This window comes from Escherichia sp. HH41S, assembly GCF_009820115.1.
GTDB classification, from domain to species: domain Bacteria; phylum Pseudomonadota; class Gammaproteobacteria; order Enterobacterales; family Enterobacteriaceae; genus Escherichia; species Escherichia coli_F.
Genome location: NZ_VNXE01000020.1, coordinates 130,549 through 153,299 on the forward strand (window position 1 = coordinate 130,549; position 22,751 = coordinate 153,299).

Annotated in this window: 20 protein-coding genes; 7 read left to right on the forward strand and 13 right to left on the reverse strand. The window is 53.0% G+C overall.

Annotated features, from left to right (window positions below; translation table 11 throughout):
• Nucleotides 1-2: 2 nt before the first annotated feature.
• The 9 genes from hyfG to FQZ95_RS05760 all read right to left on the reverse strand — a co-directional run bounded on the left by hyfG (nt 3) and on the right by FQZ95_RS05760 (nt 10,299).
• Complete coding sequence (gene hyfG, locus FQZ95_RS05720; RefSeq protein WP_001102310.1) at nt 3-1,718, reverse strand: hydrogenase 4 catalytic subunit HyfG; 1,716 nt, start codon at nt 1,716-1,718, stop codon at nt 3-5.
• Nucleotides 1,708-3,288, reverse strand: coding sequence for a hydrogenase 4 subunit F (hyfF, locus tag FQZ95_RS05725; protein ID WP_032184866.1), 1,581 nt, complete (start codon nt 3,286-3,288; stop codon nt 1,708-1,710). The genes hyfG and hyfF overlap by 11 nt, the downstream gene beginning before the upstream one ends.
• Before the next feature lie 4 nt (nt 3,289-3,292).
• Nucleotides 3,293-3,943 (reverse strand): hydrogenase 4 membrane subunit, encoded by a 651-nt coding sequence (hyfE, locus tag FQZ95_RS05730; RefSeq protein WP_000147995.1) that lies wholly within the window; start codon nt 3,941-3,943, stop codon nt 3,293-3,295.
• 11 nt (nt 3,944-3,954) lie between these two features.
• Nucleotides 3,955-5,394, reverse strand: a complete 1,440-nt coding sequence (gene hyfD / locus FQZ95_RS05735; protein WP_160529979.1) for a hydrogenase 4 subunit HyfD — start codon at nt 5,392-5,394, stop codon at nt 3,955-3,957.
• A gap of 16 nt (nt 5,395-5,410) precedes the next feature.
• The gene (gene hyfC / locus FQZ95_RS05740) at nt 5,411-6,358 is read right to left on the reverse strand and encodes a hydrogenase 4 subunit HyfC (RefSeq protein ID WP_001354813.1); all 948 of its coding nucleotides are present in this window, start codon (nt 6,356-6,358) and stop codon (nt 5,411-5,413) included.
• Between the two features lie 10 nt (nt 6,359-6,368).
• Complete coding sequence (hyfB, locus tag FQZ95_RS05745) at nt 6,369-8,387, reverse strand: hydrogenase 4 subunit B (RefSeq protein WP_160529980.1); 2,019 nt, start codon at nt 8,385-8,387, stop codon at nt 6,369-6,371.
• Nucleotides 8,387-9,004, reverse strand: a complete 618-nt coding sequence (hyfA, locus tag FQZ95_RS05750) for a hydrogenase 4 subunit HyfA (RefSeq protein ID WP_160529981.1) — start codon at nt 9,002-9,004, stop codon at nt 8,387-8,389. The genes hyfB and hyfA overlap by 1 nt, the downstream gene beginning before the upstream one ends.
• A 252-nt stretch (nt 9,005-9,256) precedes the next feature.
• On the reverse strand, nt 9,257-9,727 hold the full coding sequence (bcp, locus tag FQZ95_RS05755) for a thioredoxin-dependent thiol peroxidase (protein WP_001068682.1): 471 nt from the start codon (nt 9,725-9,727) through the stop codon (nt 9,257-9,259).
• Complete coding sequence (locus FQZ95_RS05760) at nt 9,727-10,299, reverse strand: glycine cleavage system transcriptional repressor (protein ID WP_000176186.1); 573 nt, start codon at nt 10,297-10,299, stop codon at nt 9,727-9,729. Before FQZ95_RS05760 ends, bcp begins: the two co-directional genes overlap by 1 nt.
• Before the next feature lie 145 nt (nt 10,300-10,444).
• Here FQZ95_RS05760 and dapA point away from each other — a divergent pair, with 145 nt between their 5' ends.
• From dapA to ypfH, 6 genes are all read left to right on the forward strand, one after another.
• A complete protein-coding gene (dapA, locus tag FQZ95_RS05765) occupies nt 10,445-11,323 on the forward strand; it encodes a 4-hydroxy-tetrahydrodipicolinate synthase (RefSeq protein ID WP_001592471.1) in 879 nt (292 codons plus the stop codon).
• A gap of 16 nt (nt 11,324-11,339) precedes the next feature.
• Nucleotides 11,340-12,374: an outer membrane protein assembly factor BamC gene (gene bamC, locus FQZ95_RS05770; protein WP_160529982.1), complete on the forward strand. Its 1,035-nt coding sequence runs from the start codon at nt 11,340-11,342 to the stop codon at nt 12,372-12,374.
• 212 nt (nt 12,375-12,586) lie between these two features.
• Nucleotides 12,587-13,300 carry a phosphoribosylaminoimidazolesuccinocarboxamide synthase gene (purC, locus tag FQZ95_RS05775; protein WP_001295467.1) on the forward strand — a complete coding sequence of 238 codons (714 nt, stop codon included), beginning with the start codon at nt 12,587-12,589 and terminating at the stop codon, nt 13,298-13,300.
• Between the two features lie 167 nt (nt 13,301-13,467).
• Nucleotides 13,468-14,331: a KPN_02809 family neutral zinc metallopeptidase gene (gene ypfJ, locus FQZ95_RS05780; RefSeq protein ID WP_001267498.1), complete on the forward strand. Its 864-nt coding sequence runs from the start codon at nt 13,468-13,470 to the stop codon at nt 14,329-14,331.
• Between the two features lie 14 nt (nt 14,332-14,345).
• Entirely contained in the window at nt 14,346-16,361 is a 2,016-nt protein-coding gene (gene tmcA / locus FQZ95_RS05785; RefSeq protein ID WP_160529983.1) for a tRNA cytosine(34) acetyltransferase TmcA, read from the forward strand.
• 73 nt (nt 16,362-16,434) lie between these two features.
• On the forward strand, nt 16,435-17,136 hold the full coding sequence (gene ypfH / locus FQZ95_RS05790) for an esterase (protein WP_000679813.1): 702 nt from the start codon (nt 16,435-16,437) through the stop codon (nt 17,134-17,136).
• Nucleotides 17,137-17,230: 94 nt separating this feature from the next.
• Here ypfH and FQZ95_RS05795 read toward each other — a convergent pair whose 3' ends face one another.
• Genes FQZ95_RS05795 through FQZ95_RS05805 form a run of 3 tightly spaced genes read right to left on the reverse strand, consistent with a single transcriptional unit; the run spans nt 17,231 to nt 18,946 of the window.
• Nucleotides 17,231-17,431 (reverse strand): YpfN family protein, encoded by a 201-nt coding sequence (locus FQZ95_RS05795; protein ID WP_000383836.1) that lies wholly within the window; start codon nt 17,429-17,431, stop codon nt 17,231-17,233.
• A gap of 27 nt (nt 17,432-17,458) precedes the next feature.
• On the reverse strand, nt 17,459-18,586 hold the full coding sequence (dapE, locus tag FQZ95_RS05800) for a succinyl-diaminopimelate desuccinylase (RefSeq protein ID WP_001277784.1): 1,128 nt from the start codon (nt 18,584-18,586) through the stop codon (nt 17,459-17,461).
• A gap of 3 nt (nt 18,587-18,589) precedes the next feature.
• On the reverse strand, nt 18,590-18,946 hold the full coding sequence (locus FQZ95_RS05805; protein ID WP_000258228.1) for an ArsC family reductase: 357 nt from the start codon (nt 18,944-18,946) through the stop codon (nt 18,590-18,592).
• A gap of 380 nt (nt 18,947-19,326) precedes the next feature.
• Between FQZ95_RS05805 and ypfM the strand changes: the two genes are divergently transcribed.
• Nucleotides 19,327-19,386: a protein YpfM gene (gene ypfM, locus FQZ95_RS05810; protein ID WP_001386977.1), complete on the forward strand. Its 60-nt coding sequence runs from the start codon at nt 19,327-19,329 to the stop codon at nt 19,384-19,386.
• A gap of 98 nt (nt 19,387-19,484) precedes the next feature.
• Here the strand turns inward: ypfM and acrD are convergent, their stop codons facing one another.
• Nucleotides 19,485-22,598 carry a multidrug efflux RND transporter permease AcrD gene (acrD, locus tag FQZ95_RS05815; RefSeq protein WP_160529984.1) on the reverse strand — a complete coding sequence of 1,038 codons (3,114 nt, stop codon included), beginning with the start codon at nt 22,596-22,598 and terminating at the stop codon, nt 19,485-19,487.
• Nucleotides 22,599-22,751: the final 153 nt, after the last annotated feature.

Below are 22,751 nucleotides of genomic sequence, written 5' to 3' on the forward strand. Positions count from 1 at the left end.
CCTTACTTCAGCGGCGAACGGTTACGATCAATGCCGTAGCGTTCGATCTCTTTATACGGCACGGTTTTTGACTGGCGCTTGCGCACATCAACCAGCGTCACACGGTCGGTACAGGAGTAGCAGGGATCAAGGCTACCGATAATCAGCGGTGCGTCAGAAACGGTATTGCCGCGCAGCATGTAACGCAGCACTGGCCAGTTGGCGTAGGTGGCGGCACGACAGCGCCAGCGGAACAATTTTTGGTTATCGCCGAGCATGCTCCAGTGCACGTCTTCACCGCGTGGCGCTTCAACAAAGCCCAGCGCGAATGCGTGAGGTTTATAGCTAAAGCCTTCGGTCAGCAGTGGGGTATCCGGCATGTTGTCGAGGGCAAATTCCAGCATTGCCAGCGAATCAAACGTCTCTTTGACACGGACCATCACGCGGGAGAAGACATCGCCGCCGGTAAAGGTAAACAGCGTTTTTGGAATATTTCCGTAGTCGGCGTAGGGGTGATCAAAGCGCAAATCACGGGCAAAACCACTGCCACGGATCAGCGGCCCTACGGGGCTATAATCACGGGCGATTTGTCGGTCGAGAATGCCAATGCCCTGAGTGCGTTGTTCCATATTCGGCGTGGCAAGCAGCATCTCTACCAGCTCCGACACGTCGGCGCGCATCTCGCGCACCAGTTTCATCGTTTGCAGACGTTGCTCTTTGAGAATATCGCGGCGAACACCACCAATCAGATTCAGACCGTAGGTTTTACGCGACCCGGTCAGCAATTCCGCCATCGTCATCGACTTTTCCCGCACGCGGAAAAATTGCATAAAACCGGTATCAAAACCAACAAAATGGCAGGAGAGGCCAAGGTTGAGCAAATGACTATGCAGCCGTTCGACTTCCAGCAGAATCGAGCGAATAGTATGCGCTCGTTGCGGCACCTCAATCCCCAGTGCATTTTCAACCGAGTTGGTATAGGCCACACTGTGGGCAAAACCGCAAATCCCACACACGCGGTCCGACAAGAAGGTCACTTCGTTGTAGCCCATCCGCGTTTCTGCCAGTTTCTCCATGCCGCGATGGACATAAAACAGGCGGTAATCAGCATCGACAATATGCTCGCCATCCACAAACAAGCGGAAGTGGCCTGGTTCATCGGAGGTGATATGCAGCGGGCCAACAGGGATCACCCGCGCATCGCTGTTGCCCTCGTTGATAAACGGATACGTTTCGGTATCAGTCGTCGGTTCAGGGCGCAGTCGATAATCCATCGCGTCTTTGCGCAGCGGATGCATATCTTCCGGCCAGTCATCGGGCAACACCAGGCGACGCTGATCCGGCAGGCCAACCGGAATCAGCCCGTACATATCGCGAATTTCTCGCTCGCCCCAGACCGCGGCAGGGACGCGCGGTGTGACTGACGGAAACTCCCGACTGTCGGCATCGACCAGTGCCTTCACCACGATCCAGCATTTTTCGGCCCCTTCCATTGAAAGGGCATAATAAACCGCGTAATGACCGTTAAGTGTCCGCTCGTCGTTGCCAAACAGGACCGGAAGCCAGCCATCATGTTGATAATAAAGATAATGTACAACGTCAGGCAGCAGATTTATTTTCACCGTAATGGTGACCTGTTCAGGCGTTTGTCGCTCTTCATCCAGCACCGCGCCGGGGAACTGCGTTTTCAGGGCGGCGAGAATCGCTTCGCCACGATTTGACGATGAATTAACGTTCACTGTGTTTCTCCGAAACAGATGCGGTGCCTGAAGGCAAAAAATCATGCCAGGTGCTACGTTGTGCAGGCAGGTCGTGCGTCCCTGAGAGGACTATAGTGGAAGCGCCCGCCAGGATCCTGATGACAGGTTGTGGAATATGCGTTCCCATCGCCAGCATCATGACCAGCAGAATCACCATTGGCGAGGTGGTCAACCAGCCAAGTTCACCCCGGTTAACGGCCTGCGGCGGTTTCGCCATTAACACCCGCGCAGCCATCCGTAACAGGCCCGCCAGCACCAGCGTTAACAGCAATAACAGCAGGACGATAATCAACAGGTGATTACGAGCCAGTCCGGCTGTAACGGTCATAAATTCGCTAAGAAAAATGTTGAAGGGCGGCATCCCGGCCAGCGCCAGCGCACCGCCGCCAAACAGCACGGCGGTAAATGGCATGATTTTGAGCATTCCGCAGACGACGTTGAGATCGCGCGTGCCGTACTTGAGCAGTACATTGCCGGAACCGCAGAACAGCAGCGTTTTTGCCAGACTGTGGTTTAAGGTGTGCAGCAGCGCAGCAAAAATTCCCAGCGGCCCGCCAATGCCTAGCGCCACCGCGACCAGTCCCATGTTCTCCACGCTGGAGTACGCCAGCAGACGCTTAATGTCCCGCTGTACCAGAATGAAAAATGCCGCCACGGCAACCGACAACATGCCGAAGATGAGCAACAACCGGTTGGGGAAATCGCTGCCGATGGCCTGGCAAATAATGATGTAATAGCGAATCAGCACCAATAGCGCGCAGTTCAGCAATACGGCGGAGAGCAGGGCGCTGACCGGACTCGGCGCTTCACTGTGAGCATCCGGCAGCCAGGCGTGCATGGGAAATAGCCCGGTTTTGGTGCCAAAGCCAATTAGCACAAACACAAAGGCCAACAGCATTAATGTTGGGTCAAGCAAGGACGATTGCTTAAGAACCTCGCTCCAGAATATCGCCATTTCTGCCTGCGGCATAACGCTGGCGGCGTTGGCGTATACCAGCACGGTACCGAACAGACCAAAAGCGACACCAACAGTACAAATAATGATGTACTTCCATGCAGCTTCCAGAGATGAACGCTGACCGTAAATGCCTACCAGAAACGCCGAGCTTAAGGTGGTGGCTTCGATTGCCGCCCACATCACAATCAGGTTATTGCTGGTAACAACCAGCAGCATGGTGAACAAAAACAGATGGAAGAAACCGTAGTAATCGCACAGCGTAACGGGTGAAAGCTCGCCGTGAGCCACTTCATGACGCATGTAGCCAATCGAGTAAACACCGGTGAGAAAGCCAATCACACCAAGAATGGCGAGGAACAAACCGCCCAGACCATCAATATGAAGCCACAGTCCCGCAGCGAATATTTCTCCCGCATCAGCGGCAGTTTGGACCACCCACAGTGCCAGAATCAGCAGCAGTGTGATCCCTAAGCTATGTAGTACTGTCACCGTGCGAGTCGCAGAGTGTCCCCGTTTCCGGCAGGCAAAACAGAGCAGCGAAAAAAGCAGCGGCGTGAGCAGGAGTAAAGCGAACATCACAGAATAACTCATCTCATTATCCCTTCAGCGCGGTCAAGTTGTTCACGTCCAGCGTGCCGTGGGTACGCCATATTTTTCTTGCCAGTAACACCATCACAATGACGGCGAAGATGGCGTCGGTAGCGATACCAATTTCCACCAGTTCCGGTGCACGCCAGGCAAGAAGCGCCAGCACCAGATGGGAGCCGTTTTCCATCAGGCAGTAACCAAAAATTTGCCGCAGGATATTGCGCTGGCTGACAATGCACAGCAGGCCAAGCAGAAAATGACCTAACGCCACCGCCAGCGCCGGTTTCAGCCCGGTAGCCATCGGTAGCTTCACGGGCTGAACGACAAATGCGCAAAGCAGGACAATTAATGCCGCGAGCAATGCCATCATTGCCGGACCAAATAACGCTTTTTCCGGGAGGTTCTGGGGAATATTTCGTGCAGCGTAAATCATGATTAACGGTACCATCAGTACTTTGGTGATAAAGGCGCTGGCGGACCAGATCAGCAGTTGCTCTGCGGCGAACAGGCACGAGAGGGTGGCGAAAATAGACACCAGCACCAGCGACTGGCAGGCGTAAAATCCGCATGACAGACGATAGCTTTTGACACTAATCACAAACAGCGATGTCAGCATCATCAGTCCCGCCAGATTATTTACGATCATAGAACCGGTCATTCATCATCTCCTTACTGCAACCAGGTCGCGGCGAATACGCTGGAAATCAGCGACATCACAATCAGTACAATCAACACCAGGCGCATTGATCCTGGCAGCGGTGCGGCATCGGCGACGGCTTCGCTCGGTTTGCCAGGCACGACGCGACCAAACCAGCGAATAAACCAGGCGAAACTGGCGACCGATTCAATCATCAGCAGAATCATGGCGGGCAGCAGGATCCAGTACTCCACTGACAACGAAAAACCGGCAGCAAACAGTGGGAATTTACTGAAGAAGCCGTTGAACGGCGGCACGCCAGTAATCGCCAGCGCGGCCACGCAGAAACCCACGCCTGGCAACGGCAGGGTGTGCAATACGCCACGCAGACGCGGCAACAAGCGCGTGCCGCAGCTGTAACTCAGCGCACCTGCTACAAGGAAAAACAGGCTTTTAGCGAACGCGTGGTTGACGATGTAGGTGATGCTGCCCTCCAGTGCCAGCCGCGAGCCGAAGATGGAGAGCGACAAGCCGAAGAACATCCAGCCAAGTTGAGTGATGGTCGACCAGGCCAGCAACCGCTTCATATCCTGCTGCGGCAAATACATCAGGAAGCCGTAAAGAATGGTGACCAGTGCCATGACCATGCCAATGCCGCCAATCACATGCGGGATATTGCCGCCGTCGATAATGGCGCGGGCAAAAATGTAAACGCCCACTTTCACCATCGATGCGGCGTGGAGATAGGCGCTGATCGGTGTTGGCGCTTCCATTGCATCCGGTAGCCACGCTTGCATCGGTAGCTGGGCCGATTTTCCCCACGCGGCAAACAGGATGCCACCATAAACCAGATAGCGTGCGTCGCCGTGTAACTCGCTCATCGCGCTGAGCGCAAACGTTCCGGTCTGCAAAAACAGCGTGGCGGCGGCAAGATACAACCCCAACGAACCGATATGAGTGATAAGCAACGCTTTTAGTGCTGAACGCTGCGCTTTATCGCTCTGGTAATAACTGATCAACGCCCAGGAGCAGCCGCCCGTAATTTCAAAAAACAACAACTGACCGAGCAGCGTCGAGGAGAGTACCAGTCCCGCCATCGCGCCGATAAAAACCAGCAAAAATGCGTAATAACGATTCGTGCCGTTATGCGGGTGTTCGCGATTTTTATCCGTCAGATAACCCGTGGAGTAGATCGTGACCAGCAAACCGAGGAACACCACCACAAACAGAATCAGCGTACTCACGCGATCAATGACCAGGCCAAACAACGCCACATCTCCCACGTTGACCAACGTCAACGTGACGGCAACTTTATCGGCCTGATAAAACGCGGAGATCAGCGACAACATACACAGCGTGGTCAGCGCGGCGAACAAAATCCCCCATTCGGCGGCCCGACGTTGTGGCGAAAACGAAACGACCAGTGCGCCGATAAAAGGCAGCAATAACGTCGTCAGAGCAAGATTTTCCATATTCCGTCAGTGCTCCTTACAGACCGGTTAACCAGAAGACCCAGGCAAGCGCAGCAAGGCTGAAGCCAAGCCAGGTCACATGGTGAATGAGTAAAAAACGCCCGCGTGCCAGCGTGTTTTCTGCGATAGAGGCCAGAACAAAAATCAGCAAAACCTTGAGCAGCGTAACGACAAGTGAAGTCAGCAGGCAGGTGAGAGAAAGCTCTTGCGCGCGCCCAAAGGGCAGAAACAGGGCCACAAACAGTGCTGCCATCACGACCTGTTTCAGCCCCAGCCCCCATTTCGCCAACGCCAGCCCGGCACCGGAATATTCGGTCAGCGGGCCTTCCTGTAATTCCTGTTCTGCTTCAGCAACATCAAAGGGAATTTTTCCCATCTCAATGAAGCAGGCAAAACCACAGGCCAGTAACGCCAGTACGGTGGTTAGCGGCGAGTTCCAGCCCGTCGCCAGCGTCTTGCTGATCATCTCGATATGCGTGGAATCCGCTATCAGCGCCAATACCAGCAGTGAGAGAATGAGCATGGGTTCGACCAGAATGCCGAGCGTCAACTCGCGACTGGCACCGACACCCGCAAACGGACTTCCGGTATCCAGCCCGGAAAGAGCAAAGAAAAAACGAAACAGGGCAAGAAGATAGATAAGGGTGATCAGATCGCCGCCGCCCGCAAAAGGGGAAACAGTAATAAATAGTGGTAGGGCCATCGCCAGCACCAGCATGCTGCTGATTAATACCCACGGCATCAGGCGGAACATCAGACCTGAAGATGTCGGCGCAACTTCCTGGCGTTTAAACAGTTTGTGGATATCGCGATAATCCTGCCAGATCCCCGGTCCGCGACGGGAGTGCATACGCGCGCGTATCTGCCGGGAAATCCCCGTAAAAAGCGGGGTTAGCGCCAGCAGAATCACGGCCTGTGCTAACGCAAAAATGATCAGATATCCGTCGCAAAGAGTTTGTCTCATGGTGATTTCCTTAGACGGCAATAGCGATTAGCAGCACAACCAGTGCGGCGACCACATACAGGCAATAGAGACGAAAGTCGCCGCTTTGCAGATGCTGTATTTCTTTGGCCAGCCGTTGGGTGGCGCTCACGATGGGGCGGATCACCCGCTCATCCCAAAAGGGTTCTGTGCTCTGAGCCCTGGCGGTGATGTGCGCGAGACCTTTGTTCAGCCTCAGCGTAGGGTCGAGCTGTTGTCGTAGACGAAATAGCGCAGAAAAGACCACACGCAGCGGCTGCATCACGCCATTGCCTGACGGGGCCATCGCATTTTCCCAGCCGTAGCCGCATGCCCAGGCATCTCCTGTGCGACGAAACGCTGCGCGGCGCGAACGACACCACAGCCAGTAAAGGCCAGGCAGCAAAGGCATCGCCAGTAGTAACAGCAACAGTAATGAGGGAGTGACCCGTGTATGAAACGTGCCGGGTACAAGTGCTATTCCGCTGGCGACAGTGACGGGAGGGGTATTGGTAAACGCATGGGCAATGTGCATTATCTTCGGTGCCAGCCAACTGGCACTAAGCGCAATGAATACGCAGAGTGCCGCGAGCACTAGCATGGCGACGATCATCGTATTTGGCACTTCCTGTGCCTCTTCAGCGTGTGTACTGCGCGGCGCACCACAGAAAGTAATGCCGTACATTTTGACGAAGCACATTACTGCCAGCCCACCAGTGACTGCCAGCATCACCATAGCAATAGGACCCGCAAGTTGTAGCGCTACGGCTTCCACACGACTTAGTGAGAACAGCGACTGCCAGGTGTACCATTCGCTGATAAAACCATTCAGCGGAGGAATGGCTGATATCGCGAGGCAACCAATCAGGCATGCTGCGGCTGTCCACGGCATCCGTTTTGCCAGTGCCCCCATTTTTTCCATGTCGTGGGTATGCAAACGCGAAATAATCGCACCCGCGCCGAGAAATAGCAGCCCTTTGAACAGCGCATGGTTGAGCAGATGAAACAGTGCGCCGAGCAGTCCAACCACGGTGAGCAGCGGGTCGTGCAGTGACAGACCGACCATGGACACACCGACCGCCAGCAAAATAATGCCGACGTTTTCGACGGTACTCCAGGCCAGCAGCCGTTTGATATCCTGTTCCGCCAGCGCATACAGCACGCCCAGGAGCGCGGAGATTGCGCCGATTGCCATCACCAGAATGCCCCACCACAGCGGCAAACCCGTTTGCGCCAGCAGATCCATCGCCACTTTCAGGATGCCGAAAATACCGATTTTGACCATTACGCCAGACATCAACGCCGAAGCGTGCGATGGTGCGGCAGGGTGAGCGCGCGGCAACCAGCTGTGCAACGGCATCATCCCGGCTTTCGCGCCAAAACCGAAGAAGGCCAGCAGGAACACCGCCGACGCCAGCCCCGGAGAAAGTGAAAGCGTGCGGAAACTGGCAAAATCGAGGTTGCCGCTTTCGCGCCACATCAGCAAGAAGGCAATCATAATCAGCACCGATCCGGCGTGGGCGATAAAAAAGTAGAGCATGCCAGCGTTGATTGACGTTTTATCCTGCCTGGCAATGACCAGAAACCAGGAAGACAGCGACATCATTTCAAACAGCACGATGAACCAAAAAGCGTTGTCCATCACCAGCAGGGCAACCATCGATGCGATGAAAAGATTCATAAAGAAGCCCATCGCCGCCGCGCCTTTGCCCTCGTATTCGCGCATATAAGTCAATGAATAGAGCGAACAAACCATCACCAGCAAGGAGATAACCAGCACCATAAATGCCGAGAGGCTATCCATTCGCAGGGTTAAATCGGCAAAGTCAAAAGGCGTGGCAAAACGGGCGACTAAAGTTACGCCTGCATGTAATTGCGTAATTCCGCTGATGATGCCAATCGCGCCGCCCACCAGCGATGTGATGCCGGAAAGCTTAATAGCCAGTCTGTCCAGACCGAGTAAAAACAGCGAAGCCAGACTGGCAAACAGATAGAGGATCAGCGACCAGGTTAATAATTGCAGGGCATCCATTAGCGTTGCTCCTGAGTGAGGGAAAGGGGATCCTCCCCGCCATTGGCAAACCAGCTTGCGGCAAGGCGCTGTTTTTCTTTCATCTGACGTTGCAGGCTATCGTCGGTGATCAGCCGTAACGCATGATTCGGGCAAGCGCGAACGCAGGCCGGACCTTCTGGCAAGAAATCACACAGGTCGCATTTCACCGCGACGGCCTGGACACCCGGTTCCCAGCGCAGCAAAGCATGTTGGGTCGGCGCGTTTTCTTCGCCGTCTTTGAGTGAGCCGTCAGCCTGAAAAACATATTGCGCAGGGGCATTCACCGGACGGCTTCCTGAAGCGCTGATTGCGCCAAATGGGCAGACCACGGCGCAAAGCTTGCAGCCAATACAGAGGCTTTCGTTGAGTTGGATCGCATCATCTCTCTGGGAGATGGCATTGACCGGGCAGACCTGCAGGCAAGGGGCTTCCTCACAGTGATGACACACGACAGGGGCAGTGAGTGTTGACGTCTTCGCCAGGGCCAGGCGCGGGTGTTGCTGTAAACCTTGCGTTTTATGCACGTCCGAACAGGCAGCGAGACAGGTATTACATCCTGTACACCACAGTGGTTCGGCCACCACAAAGCGGTTCATGTCGGCTCCTTGAAAATGATATGAAACATTGCATTTCATATTGCATAAAGGATGCCAGTCTGATTAATTTAATATATTCAATAAGTTATGTGTTAACTGAATTCTGAACGGTACAAAAATGATGGTCATTAACGTTCAGCAATAAATGGATTCGACACCCGTGTCGCAGGGGAAAGCGAGAATGTGATCTTGATCACGAGAAGTGAGGTGTGCTGGCCGCAAGCGCAGCCAGCACTGAATGGAGCGAAGTAATCAGGCGTGTTCTTTCAGCCAGTTCAGCACAACGTCGTGGTGATTGCTGGTTTTGAAATCGTCAAAGACATGTTCGATTTTGCCATCAGCGTCAATCAGGAAGCTGATGCGATGAATACCATCGTAGGTTTTGCCCATGAAGGACTTTTCACCCCAGACGCCGAATTGTTCGCACACCTGGTGGTCCTCATCAGACAGGAGCGTAAAGTTAAGCAGCTCTTTTTCCGCAAAACGGGAGAGTTTTTCGGGTTTATCGGTGCTGATACCCAGCACATCAACGCCCGCTTTTTTCAATTCATCCATGTTATCGCGTAAGCCGCAGGCCTGTACGGTACAGCCGGGAGTCATGGCTTTTGGGTAAAAATAAACCAGAACACGCTGTCCCTGGAAGTCGGTCAAATTAACTTGTTCTCCGTCTTGATCCGGCAAGCTAAATTTCGGTGCGATATCACCGGCTTTCAGTGGATTCATTACTTAACTCCATCCTGTTCATCATGTGGGGAATAATTGACGACGTTTATACTGCCTTGTGCATTGAGTTCTGTACATAGGGCTTTAAACGCTTGCTCAATATTTGCTGCATCCGCAGAGGCGGGACTGTGGGCGGTTATCTGAATATGCAACTGTGCAGCCCGTTCATTTTCAGCAGGTTGCGTGCGCGACACCAGCTCCGCAATGTTCATATGGTGCGCGTCGAAAAGTGCCGTGAAGCGTTCAATTAAATGCGGGGAGTCTGCCACATCGACCTGAACCCAGACAGATGCCGGCATTGGCGGACGCGGACGCGCCGTCGTGCGCTTCATCACGATTAAAAGATCCAGTTCGGCACCTTTCAACGGTAACGTTGATTCAATCAGAGTGATGGCATTCCATGAACCGGAAAGCAGCATGATAAACGTGAACTCTTCTCCCAGCATTGCCAGGCGACTGTCTTCGATATTACAGCCGCAACTACTGACATGACGGGTGATGGTGTTCACAATTCCAGGGCGATCGGCACCCAACGCAGTGATCACCAGATAATGTTGCGATGACAGTGTCAAACTGGTTATTCCTTTAAGGGGTGAGTTGTTCTTAAGGAAAGCATAAAAAAAACATGCATACAACAATCAGAACGGTTCTGTCTGCTTGCTTTTAATGCCATACCAAACGTACCATTGAGACACTTGTTTGCACAGAGGATGGCCCATGTTCACGGGAAGTATTGTCGCGATTGTTACTCCGATGGATGAAAAAGGTAATGTCTGTCGGGCTAGCTTGAAAAAACTGATTGATTATCATGTCGCCAGCGGTACTTCGGCGATCGTTTCTGTTGGCACCACTGGCGAGTCCGCTACCTTAAATCATGACGAACATGCTGATGTGGTGATGATGACGCTGGAGCTGGCTGACGGGCGCATTCCGGTAATTGCAGGGACCGGCGCTAATGCCACTACGGAAGCCATTAGCCTGACGCAGCGTTTCAATGACAGTGGTATCGTCGGCTGTCTGACGGTAACCCCTTACTACAATCGTCCGTCGCAAGAAGGTTTGTATCAGCATTTCAAAGCCATCGCTGAGCATACTGACCTGCCGCAAATTCTGTATAATGTGCCGTCCCGTACTGGCTGCGATCTGCTCCCGGAAACGGTGGGCCGTCTGGCGAAAGTAAAAAATATTATCGGAATCAAAGAGGCTACAGGGAACTTAACGCGTGTAAACCAGATCAAAGAGCTGGTTTCAGATGATTTTGTTCTGCTGAGCGGCGATGATGCGAGCGCGCTGGACTTCATGCAATTAGGCGGTCATGGGGTTATTTCCGTTACGGCTAACGTCGCAGCGCGTGATATGGCCCAGATGTGCAAACTGGCGGCAGAAGGGCATTTTGCCGAGGCACGCGTTATTAATCAGCGTCTGATGCCATTACACAACAAACTATTTGTCGAACCCAATCCAATCCCGGTGAAATGGGCATGTAAGGAATTGGGTCTTGTGGCGACCGATACGCTGCGCCTGCCAATGACACCAATCACCGACAGTGGTCGTGAGACGGTCAGAGCGGCGCTTAAGCATGCCGGTTTGCTGTAAAGTTTAGGGAGATTTGATGGCTTACTCTGTTCAAAAGTCGCGCCTGGCAAAGGTTGCGGGTGTTTCGCTTGTTTTATTACTCGCAGCCTGTAGTTCTGACTCACGCTATAAGCGCCAGGTCAGTGGTGATGAATCCTACCTGGAAGCAGCACCGCTTGCGGAGCTTCATGCCCCGGCTGGAATGATTTTGCCGGTGACCTCCGGTGATTATGCAATCCCGGTGACCAACGGTAGTGGTGCTGTCGGTAAGGCGCTGGACATTCGTCCACCAGCCCAGCCGCTGGCACTGGTTTCTGGCGCGCGTACCCAGTTCACGGGCGATACCGCTTCATTGCTGGTGGAAAATGGTCGTGGCAATACTCTGTGGCCGCAGGTGGTTAGCGTGCTGCAGGCGAAAAACTACACCATCACCCAACGTGATGATGCGGGTCAGACGCTGACCACCGATTGGGTACAATGGAACCGTCTGGACGAAGACGAGCAGTATCGTGGTCGTTATCAAATCTCTGTTAAGCCGCAGGGTTATCAGCAGGCGGTTACGGTTAAACTGCTGAACCTGGAACAGGCGGGCAAACCGGTTGCAGACGCGGCTTCCATGCAGCGTTACAGCACGGAGATGATGAACGTTATTTCCGCCGGTCTGGATAAATCTGCCACTGACGCCGCGAACGCTGCGCAAAATCGTGCCTCCACCACTATGGATGTACAAAGTGCAGCTGATGACACCGGTTTACCGATGCTGGTCGTACGCGGGCCGTTCAATGTGGTTTGGCAACGTCTGCCAGCGGTGCTGGAAAAAGTGGGCATGAAAGTGACCGACAGCACCCGTTCGCAGGGCAACATGGCCGTAACTTACAAGCCGCTGTCTGACAGCGACTGGCAGGAGCTGGGCGCGAGCGATCCAGGCCTGGCATCCGGTGACTATAAACTGCAGGTTGGCGATTTAGATAACCGCAGCAGCCTACAGTTCATCGATCCGAAAGGTCATACTCTGACTCAGAGTCAGAACGACGCACTGGTAGCTGTCTTCCAGGCTGCGTTTAGCAAGTAAAAATACAGGGCTGGAGTCATCCGGCCCTTTTTTCTGATATGATACGCAAACGTGTGCGTCGGCAGAAAAACGCGATTTTAGCGGTAATTCGCACGAAATTTGTTTGTCGGACGTAGGTCGGATAAGGCGTTCTTGCCGCATTCGACAAAACATCCGGCACATCAGACAGCAAAAGATTTTAAAACGTTAATTCACACCCAGGAGTGATAAAGATGCAAAAACAAGCTGAGTTGTATCGTGGTAAAGCGAAAACCGTATACAGCACGGAAAACCCGGACCTGTTGGTGCTCGAATTCCGCAATGATACGTCAGCAGGGGATGGCGCGCGCATTGAGCAGTTTGATCGCAAAGGTATGGTGAACAACAAGTTCAACTACTTCATTATGAGCAAACTGGCTGAAGCGGGTATCCCGACTCAAATGGAGCGTCTGCTCTCCGATACCGAATGTCTGGTGAAAAAGCTGGATATGGTGCCGGTTGAGTGTGTCGTGCGTAACCGTGCTGCTGGCTCTCTGGTGAAACGTCTTGGAATCGAAGAAGGTATTGAGCTGAACCCGCCGCTGTTCGATCTGTTCCTGAAAAACGACGCCATGCACGATCCGATGGTCAACGAATCTTACTGCGAAACCTTTGGCTGGGTGAGCAAAGAGAATCTGGCGCGTATGAAAGAGCTAACCTACAAAGCGAACGACGTGCTGAAAAAACTGTTCGATGATGCTGGTCTCATTCTGGTCGACTTCAAGCTGGAGTTTGGTCTGTACAAAGGCGAAGTGGTTCTGGGCGATGAGTTCTCCCCGGACGGCAGCCGCCTGTGGGACAAAGAAACGCTGGAGAAAATGGATAAAGACCGTTTCCGCCAGAGCCTCGGTGGCCTGATCGAAGCCTATGAAGCCGTTGCCCGCCGCCTGGGTGTACAGCTGGACTGATTTTTCTATTCATCATCTTGCCGTGCTGCTGGCACGGCAAGACAACCGCTCTCATAAGATGTGCATTGAACGCTCATTCCTCCGCCATTTCATCCCGCTTTCCTGTGGTAATCTTCCTCTGAACCACCTACGATCATTTCTATAATGAATATATTGTTGAGGTATCTATGCGTTGGCAAGGGCGACGTGAAAGTGACAATGTTGAAGACAGGCGCAATAGCTCCGGTGGTCCGTCAATGGGCGGTCCCGGTTTCCGTCTGCCAAGCGGTAAAGGCGGGCTGATTTTACTGATAGTCGTGCTGGTTGCAGGCTACTATGGCGTTGATTTAACCGGATTGATGACCGGACAGCCGGTTTCCCAACAACAATCAACGCGGTCAATTAGCCCTAATGAAGACGAAGCCGCAAAATTCACCTCGGTGATTCTGGCAACCACGGAAGACACCTGGGGACAGCAATTCGAGAAGATGGGTAAAACCTATCAGCAACCGAAGCTGGTCATGTACCGTGGAATGACGCGCACCGGCTGCGGGGCGGGCCAGTCCATTATGGGACCGTTCTATTGCCCGGCGGATGGCACGGTTTATATCGATCTCTCCTTCTATGATGACATGAAAGACAAACTTGGCGCGGATGGCGATTTTGCCCAGGGGTACGTTATCGCCCATGAAGTCGGTCATCATGTGCAGAAACTGTTAGGCATCGAGCCGAAAGTCCGTCAACTGCAACAAAACGCGACGCAGGCGGAAGTAAACCGCTTATCTGTGCGTATGGAACTCCAGGCCGACTGTTTTGCCGGTGTCTGGGGGCATAGCATGCAGCAGCAAGGCGTTCTGGAAACCGGCGATCTGGAAGAAGCGCTGAATGCGGCGCAGGCCATCGGCGATGACCGTTTACAGCAGCAAAGTCAGGGGCGAGTCGTACCAGACAGTTTCACTCATGGCACTTCTCAGCAACGCTACAGCTGGTTTAAACGTGGTTTCGACAGCGGCGATCCGGCACAATGCAATACTTTTGGTAAAAGCATTTAACTTTCGGGGCAGGGATGGCTGAACTGACTGCGCTTCACCCATTAACAGCGCAAATGAAACGTGAAGGGATCCGCCGCTTGCTGGTGTTGAGCGGGGAAGAACGTTGGTGCTTTAACTGTGCGCTTAAGTTGCGTGATGCTTTACCTGGCGACTGGTTGTGGGTTTCACCGCAGCCAGTCGCTGAAAACCACTGTACTCCCTCGGCGCTACAAACTTTACTTGGGCGCGAGTTCCGGCATGCGGTATTCGACGCCCGCCAGGGCTTTGATGCCGCTGCCTTTGCGGCACTTAGCGGAACGTTGAAAGCGGGAAGCTGGCTGGTGTTGTTACTCCCTGTATGGGAAGAGTGGGAAAACCAACCTGATGCCGATTCGCTGCGCTGGAGTGATTGCCTTGACCCTATTGCCACGCCGCATTTTGTCCGGCACCTCAAACGCGTACTTACGGCGGATCACGACGCTATCCTCTGGCGGCAAAACCAGCCGTTCACGTTGACGCATTTTATTCCCCGTACTGACTGGCAACCCGCGACTGGCGCACCACAACCAGAACAACAGCAACTCTTACAGCAGCTACTCACCATGCCGCCGGGTGTGTCAGCGGTAACTGCTGCGCGTGGGCGCGGTAAGTCGGCGCTGGCAGGGCAACTCATTTCTCGTATTGCGGGCAGTGCGATTGTCACCGCGCCTGCAAAAGCGGCAACGGATGTACTGGCACAATTTGCGGGCGAAAAGTTTCGCTTTATTGCGCCGGATGCCTTGTTAGCCAGCGATGAGCAAGCCGACTGGCTGGTGGTCGATGAAGCCGCAGCCATACCTGCGCCGTTGTTGCATCAACTGGTATCGCGTTTTCCTCGAACGTTGTTAACCACTACGGTGCAGGGCTACGAAGGTACCGGACGTGGTTTTTTGCTGAAATTTTGTGCGCGTTTCCCGCATTTACACCGTTTCGAATTGCAACAGCCGATCCGCTGGGCGCAGGGATGCCCGCTGGAAAAAATGGTCAGCGAGGCACTGGTTTTTGACGATGAAAACTTCACTCACGAACCACAAGGTGACATCGTCATTTCCGCTTTTGAACAGACCTTATGGCGAAGCGATCCGGATACACCGTTAAAGGTATATCAGCTATTGTCTGGCGCGCACTACCGGACCTCGCCGCTGGATTTACGCCGCATGATGGATGTACCTGGGCAACATTTTTTCCAGGCGGCTTGTGAAAACGAGATCGCCGGGGCGCTGTGGCTGGTCGAGGAGGGCGGATTATCTCAAGAACTCAGCCAGGCGGTATGGGCAGGTTTTCGTCGCCCGCGCGGTAATCTGGTGGCCCAGTCGCTGGCGGCGCACGGCAGCAATCCACTGGCAGCGACATTGCGCGGACGACGTGTCAGCAGGATAGCTGTTCATCCAGCTCGTCAGCGTGAAGGCGTTGGGCAACAGCTTATTGCCCGTGCTTTAAACTATACGCATGACCTCGACTATCTTTCGGTGAGTTTTGGTTACACCGAGGAGTTATGGCGTTTCTGGCAACGCTGCGGTTTTGTGCTGGTGCGAATGGGTAATCATCGTGAAGCCAGCAGCGGTTGCTATACGGCGATGGCGCTGTTACCTATGAGTGAAGCGGGTAAACAGCTGGCGGAACATGAGCATTACCGTTTACGTCGCGATGCGCATGCTCTCACGCAGTGGAATGGCGAAAGGCTCCCCGTCGATCCACGAAATGATGCCGTCCTTTCTGAGGACGACTGGCTTGAACTGGCCGGTTTTGCTTTCGCTCATCGTCCGCTATTAACGTCGTTAGGTTGCTTAACGCGTCTGCTACAAACCAGTGAACTGGCATTACCGGCGCTGCGTGGTCGTTTACAGAAAAACGCCAGTGACGCGCAGTTATGTACCACACTTAAACTTTCAGGCCGCAAGATGTTACTGGCCCGTCAGCGAGAAGAGGCCGCGCAGGCGCTGTTCGCACTTGATAATGTTCGCACTGAGCGTCTGCGCGATCGCATAACGCAATGGCAATTTTTTCACTGACTCCTTCAATTTTCTCCCATGGTCATTGTGAGTCAGCGGCGTAAAATTAATGACATCAGTTAAGGAGTTCGCCATGAAACATGACCATTTTGTTGTTCAAAGCCCGGATAAACCTGCACAACAGTTGTTACTGCTTTTCCACGGTGTCGGGGATAACCCGGTAGCGATGGGTGAGATCGGCAGCTGGTTTGCGCCGCTGTTTCCTGATGCACTGGTGGTGAGCGTCGGTGGCGCGGAGCCGAGCGGTAATCCGGCGGGGCGTCAGTGGTTTTCGGTGCAGGGTATTACGGAAGATAATCGCCAGGCGCGTGTGGATGCCATCATGCCGACGTTTATTGAGACGGTGCGCTACTGGCAGAAACAGAGCGGAGTAGGGGCTAACGCCACGGCGCTAATCGGTTTCTCACAAGGCGCGATTATGGCACTGGAGAGCATTAAAGCCGAACCGGGTCTTGCTTCGCGCGTCATTGCCTTTAACGGACGTTACGCCAGCTTGCCGGAAACCGCGTCTACAGCCACGACAATTCACTTGATTCATGGCGGTGAAGATCCGGTTATCGATCTGGCGCATGCGGTTGCGGCGCAGGAAGCGTTAATCAGTGCAGGTGGTGATGTGACGCTGGATATTGTGGAGGATTTAGGCCATGCAATCGACAATCGCAGTATGCAATTTGCCCTGGATCACTTGCGTTATACCATTCCGAAACATTATTTCGACGAAGCGCTAAGTGGTGGCAAACCTGGCGATGATGATGTAATTGAAATGATGCAATAATAGCCTGGTAGGCCTGATAAGACGCGTGAGCGTCGCATCAGGCATCGTTCACCATTGCCGGATGCGGCATTAACGCCTTATCCGGCCACTTAGCTTACTTCTTCGGTTGATCCTTTTTCGGCCAGTCATCGTCATCGTCCCACTTATCGTTGAAATCACGATGCGGGGGAAGCTCCGGTTTGTTGGCGAGAAATTTCTTATGGTCGACGCGCTTGAGATCTTTAATCACGTTCAGCAGGACGCCTACCAAAAAGACAATCACCAGAATCCACCAATATTTAGCCAGCCAGTCCATGCTTATTTCCTCTTGCAGAACCACTCATCAGGCGACGAGCTGTTCCATGATACGTTGATACATACGGGCAAGTAGCTGCAGGTCGGCAGCGTTCACACATTCATTAATTTTATGAATAGTGGCATTGACCGGCCCGAGTTCCACCACCTGCGCCCCCATGCGGGCAATAAAGCGCCCGTCAGACGTTCCGCCTGTGGTCAGTAGCTGCGGTTTAATTTCATTATAGTGCTCAACCGCGTTAACGACCGCATCCACCAGTTTGCCGCGCGCGGTCAAAAATGGCTGCCCGGAAAGCCACCAATCCACCGTATAACGCAGTTGATGTTTTTCAAGCAGGGCAAGCACCTGCGCTTTGATCATCTCATCCGTCAGTTCGGTGCTAAAGCGGAAGTTAAACTGCACAAACAGTTCACCCGGAATAACGTTGTTACTGCCCGTTCCCGCCTGAATATTGGCAATCTGCATACTGGTCGCCGGGAAGAATTCATTACCCTGATCCCACTCAATAGCCACTAATTCATTAAGGAAAGGTGCTGCGCGATGTACCGGGTTGTCAGCCAGATGCGGGTAGGCTACATGCCCCTGCACGCCATGAATGGTGAGGTTGCAGGTTAACGATCCGCGACGACCATTTTTCACCACGTCACCAACCACTTCGATGCTCGATGGTTCGCCGACCAGGCAGTAATCGAGACGCTCATTACGCGCCATTAACGCTTCGACGACTTTTACCGTACCGTTGTGGGCACTGGCTTCTTCATCAGAAGTGATCAGAAATGCCAGTCGACCTGTATGGTTGGGATGTTGCGCGACAAAACGTTCTGCTGCTACCACCATCGCCGCCAGTGAGCCTTTCATATCTGCCGCACCACGCCCGAACAACATGCCGTCACGAATGGTTGGTTCAAACGGCGGATTAATCCAACGGTCGGCGTCGCCAGGCGGTACCACGTCGGTATGTCCGGCAAAGGCTAACGTTTCGCCCTGCCCACGCCACGCCCAAAAGTTTTGCGTATCGGCAAAGTCCATGCGTTCAACGGTAAAACCGATCGCCTGCAGACGTTCGATCATGATTGCCTGACATCCCGCATCATCAGGGCTTAAGGATGGGCGGCGAATAAGCTGCTGGGTCAGCTCAATAACCGGGCACGACATAGACTACACCTCATGGAAAAATTGCTGATAACTGGAATCACTGAAACCCAGCAGCATAGGCTTCCCGGGCGCACAGAGCAATGGGCGTTTGATAATTGCAGGCATTTCAGTCATTAATGCCGCCGCAGAGGCCGCATCGGTGATTTTATTGCGGGTGGTTTCGTCCAGTTTACGCCAGGTTGTACCACGGGTGTTGAGTAACGCTTGCCAGCCTAATTCGTTGATAAAACCGTTCAATAATCCGCTGTCCAGCCCATCAATGCGGTAATCATGAAAACGATAGGCGATGTTATTGGCTTCCAGCCAACGGCGAGCCTTTTTAATGGTGTCACAATTTTTAATGCCGTAAAGAGTAACCATAGTGAATCCTTTTTCGATTTATGAGAATAAATACTCATTTAAGGGTGAAAACATTTTGCCTGCAAATGATTATCAAGAAATATAACATTATCGAAGTATTCAAATTAACAACTATTAAATAATATTAAACATTTTTAACGTAAGCATTAAGAATATTCATCTTGTTATCTGCCTGTATTTTAAACAGAATTAAACCAGTACTAGATTCCGTATGAATATCTCGAAATGTTGCTGTGTATCACATACAAATCATTACTGCAGGACCATAGTATTTACATAAAGTTTGTCCCCCGGAGGTAGTCATCGCAGCAATCGAGTAAATTAGCTTCACCACGGTATATTGTTTCCGTAGAATACCCATAATTATAAGAGAGGTTGTTATGATTGAACGTGAACTGGGGAACTGGAAAGACTTTATCGAAGTTATGCTTCGTAAGTAATTCCTGAGACAAAGTACAAACAGAAAGTACCTGCTGAACAGGTTCTTTATCGGAAAGTTGAAAAAGGCGACACATTGGTATGTCGCCTTTTTAATTGCTTATTCCGGGCGTGGCTTCAGCGGGAAGCGGCGGCGCACCAGCACAAAGAACAGCGGCACGAAGTAAATAGCCAGAATCGTGGCCGAAATCATCCCGCCCATTACGCCAGTACCCACCGCATGCTGGCCACCGGAACCGGCCCCTGTGCTGGTTGCCATTGGCAATACGCCGAAGATAAAGGCCAGAGAGGTCATCAGAATCGGACGTAAACGCTGACGGCAGGCGTGGAGCGTCGCTTCAAACAGGTCGTGGCCTTTTTGGTTCATCTCGTTAGCAAATTCGACGATCAGGATGGCGTTTTTCGCCGATAAACCAATCACCGTTAACAGGCCTACCTGAAAGTAAACGTCGTTTTCCAGCCCGCGCAGCCAGGTTGCCAGCAGCGCGCCGATAACGCCCAGCGGCACGACCAGCATTACCGAGAACGGCACCGACCAGCTTTCATACAGCGCTGCCAGACACAGGAATACCACCAGCAATGAAATGGCATACAGCGCCGGAGCCTGCGCGCCGGAGAGTCGCTCCTGATACGACATCGCCGTCCATTCCAGACCAAAGCCGCTTGGCAACTGCTTCACTAACGATTCCATAATATCCATTGCCGTACCGGTGCTGACCCCCGGCGCGGCTTCCCCGACAATCTCTACCGCTGAATAACCGTTATAGCGTTCCAGACGCGGCGAGCCTGTTTCCCAGCGTGAGGTCGCGAAAGCAGAGAAGGGGACCATGCCACCATCTTTATTTCGTACATACCAGAGATTGATGTCATCTGGCAGCATGCGATATGGCGCAGCGGCCTGCACATAGACTTTCTTCACTCGACCGCGATCCATAAAGTCATTCACATAGCTTGAACCCCACGCGGTTTGCAGCGTGTCGTTAATATCGTCGATAGCAACGCCCAGCGCCTGAGCTTTACGCTGATCGATATCAATCTGCAACTGCGGACTGTCGTCAAGGCCGTTATGGCGTACACGGGTTAACTCCGGATTTTCCGCCGCCAGAGCCAGCAACTGGTTACGTGCTGCCATCAGCGCATCGTGACCCGCACCAGCGTGGTCCTGCAACTCCATATCAAAACCCGCAGAACTGCCAAGGCCGCTAATTGCTGGCGGGCTGCTGGCGATAACGCGAGCTTCTTTAATCTTATTAAATTCCTTCGTTGCACGTTCGATAATGGCAAACGAGGTGCCGGTCTTACTGTCGCGTTCGCTCCAGTCTTTCAGGCGGATAAACATTCGTGCCACGTTTTGCCCGTTCCCCCCGGGGCCAGAACCAACGGTGGCAAACACCGACATGATATTGTCTTGTTCATGGGTGAAGTAATACTTCTCGATTTGCTCAACGACTTTCAGGGTCTGTTGCTGAGTTGAACCGCTGGGCAACTGTACCGAGGTAGTAAACATGCCCCGGTCTTCCAGTGGCAAGAACGACGTCGGCAAACGCAGGAACAGGAACACCATGCCGCCAAGCAGCAGGACATAAATCACAATCCAGCGCAGGCTACGGTGGAGAATTTTCGCCACCCCTTTTTCGTAGCGTTCGGCGTTGCGGTTAAACATCTGGTTAAACCAGGCAAAAAAGCCTTTTTGCCCGTGATGCTCACCCTTTTTCAGTGGCTTAAGTAGCGTGGCACACAGAGCCGGAGTGAGGATCATCGCTACCAGTACTGACAGCACCATCGCCGCAACAATGGTAATAGAGAACTGGCGATAGATGGCACCGGTGGTGCCGCCGAAGAAGGCCATTGGTACAAATACCGCCGAAAGCACCATCGCAATCCCGACCAGTGCCCCCTGGATCTGCCCCATCGATTTACGTGTGGCTTCGCGAGGAGTGAGTCCTTCCTCACTCATAATACGTTCGACGTTTTCCACCACCACGATGGCGTCATCCACCAGCAGACCGATCGCCAGCACCATCGCGAACATGGTTAAGGTGTTGACGCTGTAACCGAAGGCGTAAAGTACGGAGAAGGTTCCCATCAACACCACCGGCACGGCGATAGTTGGTATCAGCGTGGCACGGAAGTTTTGCAAGAACAGATACATAACGAGGAAAACCAGGGCGATAGCTTCCAGCAGCGTTTTCACCACGTCTTCAATGGAGGCTTTAACAAATGAGGTGGTTTCATATGCCACCTTGTATTCCAGTCCATGTGGGAAGTACTGCGCCAGTTCGTCGAGACGATTGAGTACCAGCTCCGCTGTTGCCATTTCGTTCGCGCCGGAGGCCAGTTTTACCCCCAGCCCGGAGGCTGGCTTACCGTTGAAGCGGCTGAGATAATCGTATTTCTCTGCCCCCATTTCGACGGTGGCGACATCGCCCAGCCTTACTTCTGAGCCGTCCTGATTCACCCGTAAGGTGATATCGCGGAACTGTTCTGGTGTTTGCAGCAGTGACTGGGCGTTAATGGTGGCGTTGAGCGCCTGCTTATCGATGGAAGGCGTACCACCAAGTTGCCCAACCGCAATCTGCGCGTTCTGTGACTCAATGGCATCAGTGACATCTTTAGCCGTCATCTGAAAACTGTTGAGTTTCGCCGGGTCCAGCCAGATACGCATTGAATATTGCGAACCATAGGCATCGATATCCCCGACGCCATTCACGCGGCTTAATGGGTCCTGAATATTACTGGCAACGTAATCGGCAATATCCTGCTTATCCATCGAACCATCGGTAGAGACGAAGGCAATGGTAAGAATGTTGGTATCGCCGGTTTTACGCACCGTCACGCCCTGATTTTGCACCGCCTGCGGCAACTTTCGCATGGCTGATTGCAGCTGGTTTTGTACTTGCTGCACTGCTTCGTCCGGATCGGTGCCCGCTTTAAAACTTAAGGTGACAGATGCCTGACCGGTGCCACTGCTTTGAGACGACATATACATGAGATTATCGAGGCCGGTCATATTTTGCTCGATAACCTGGGTCACGGTGTTTTCCAGCGTCTGAGCCGATGCGCCGGGATAGTTAGCGGTTACTCTCACATTAGGCGGTGCAAGATCCGGGTATTGTTCAACGGGCAATGAGAAAATCGCCAGGGTTCCTGTCAGACACAACAGGATTGCCAGCACCCAGGCAAAAATGGGGCGATCAATAAAGAAATTCGCCATTAAAAGAGGACCTCGTGTTTCTGCGTATCGTTGTTGGCATGCCTTGCTTCAATGTAGCGGCAAGGTACGGACCAATCGTGGAGAAAAAAAGGAGTTAATGTAAATTATCATGCCCTTTTATACTGAACCTTAAGTGCAAGTATTCTTTGGTCA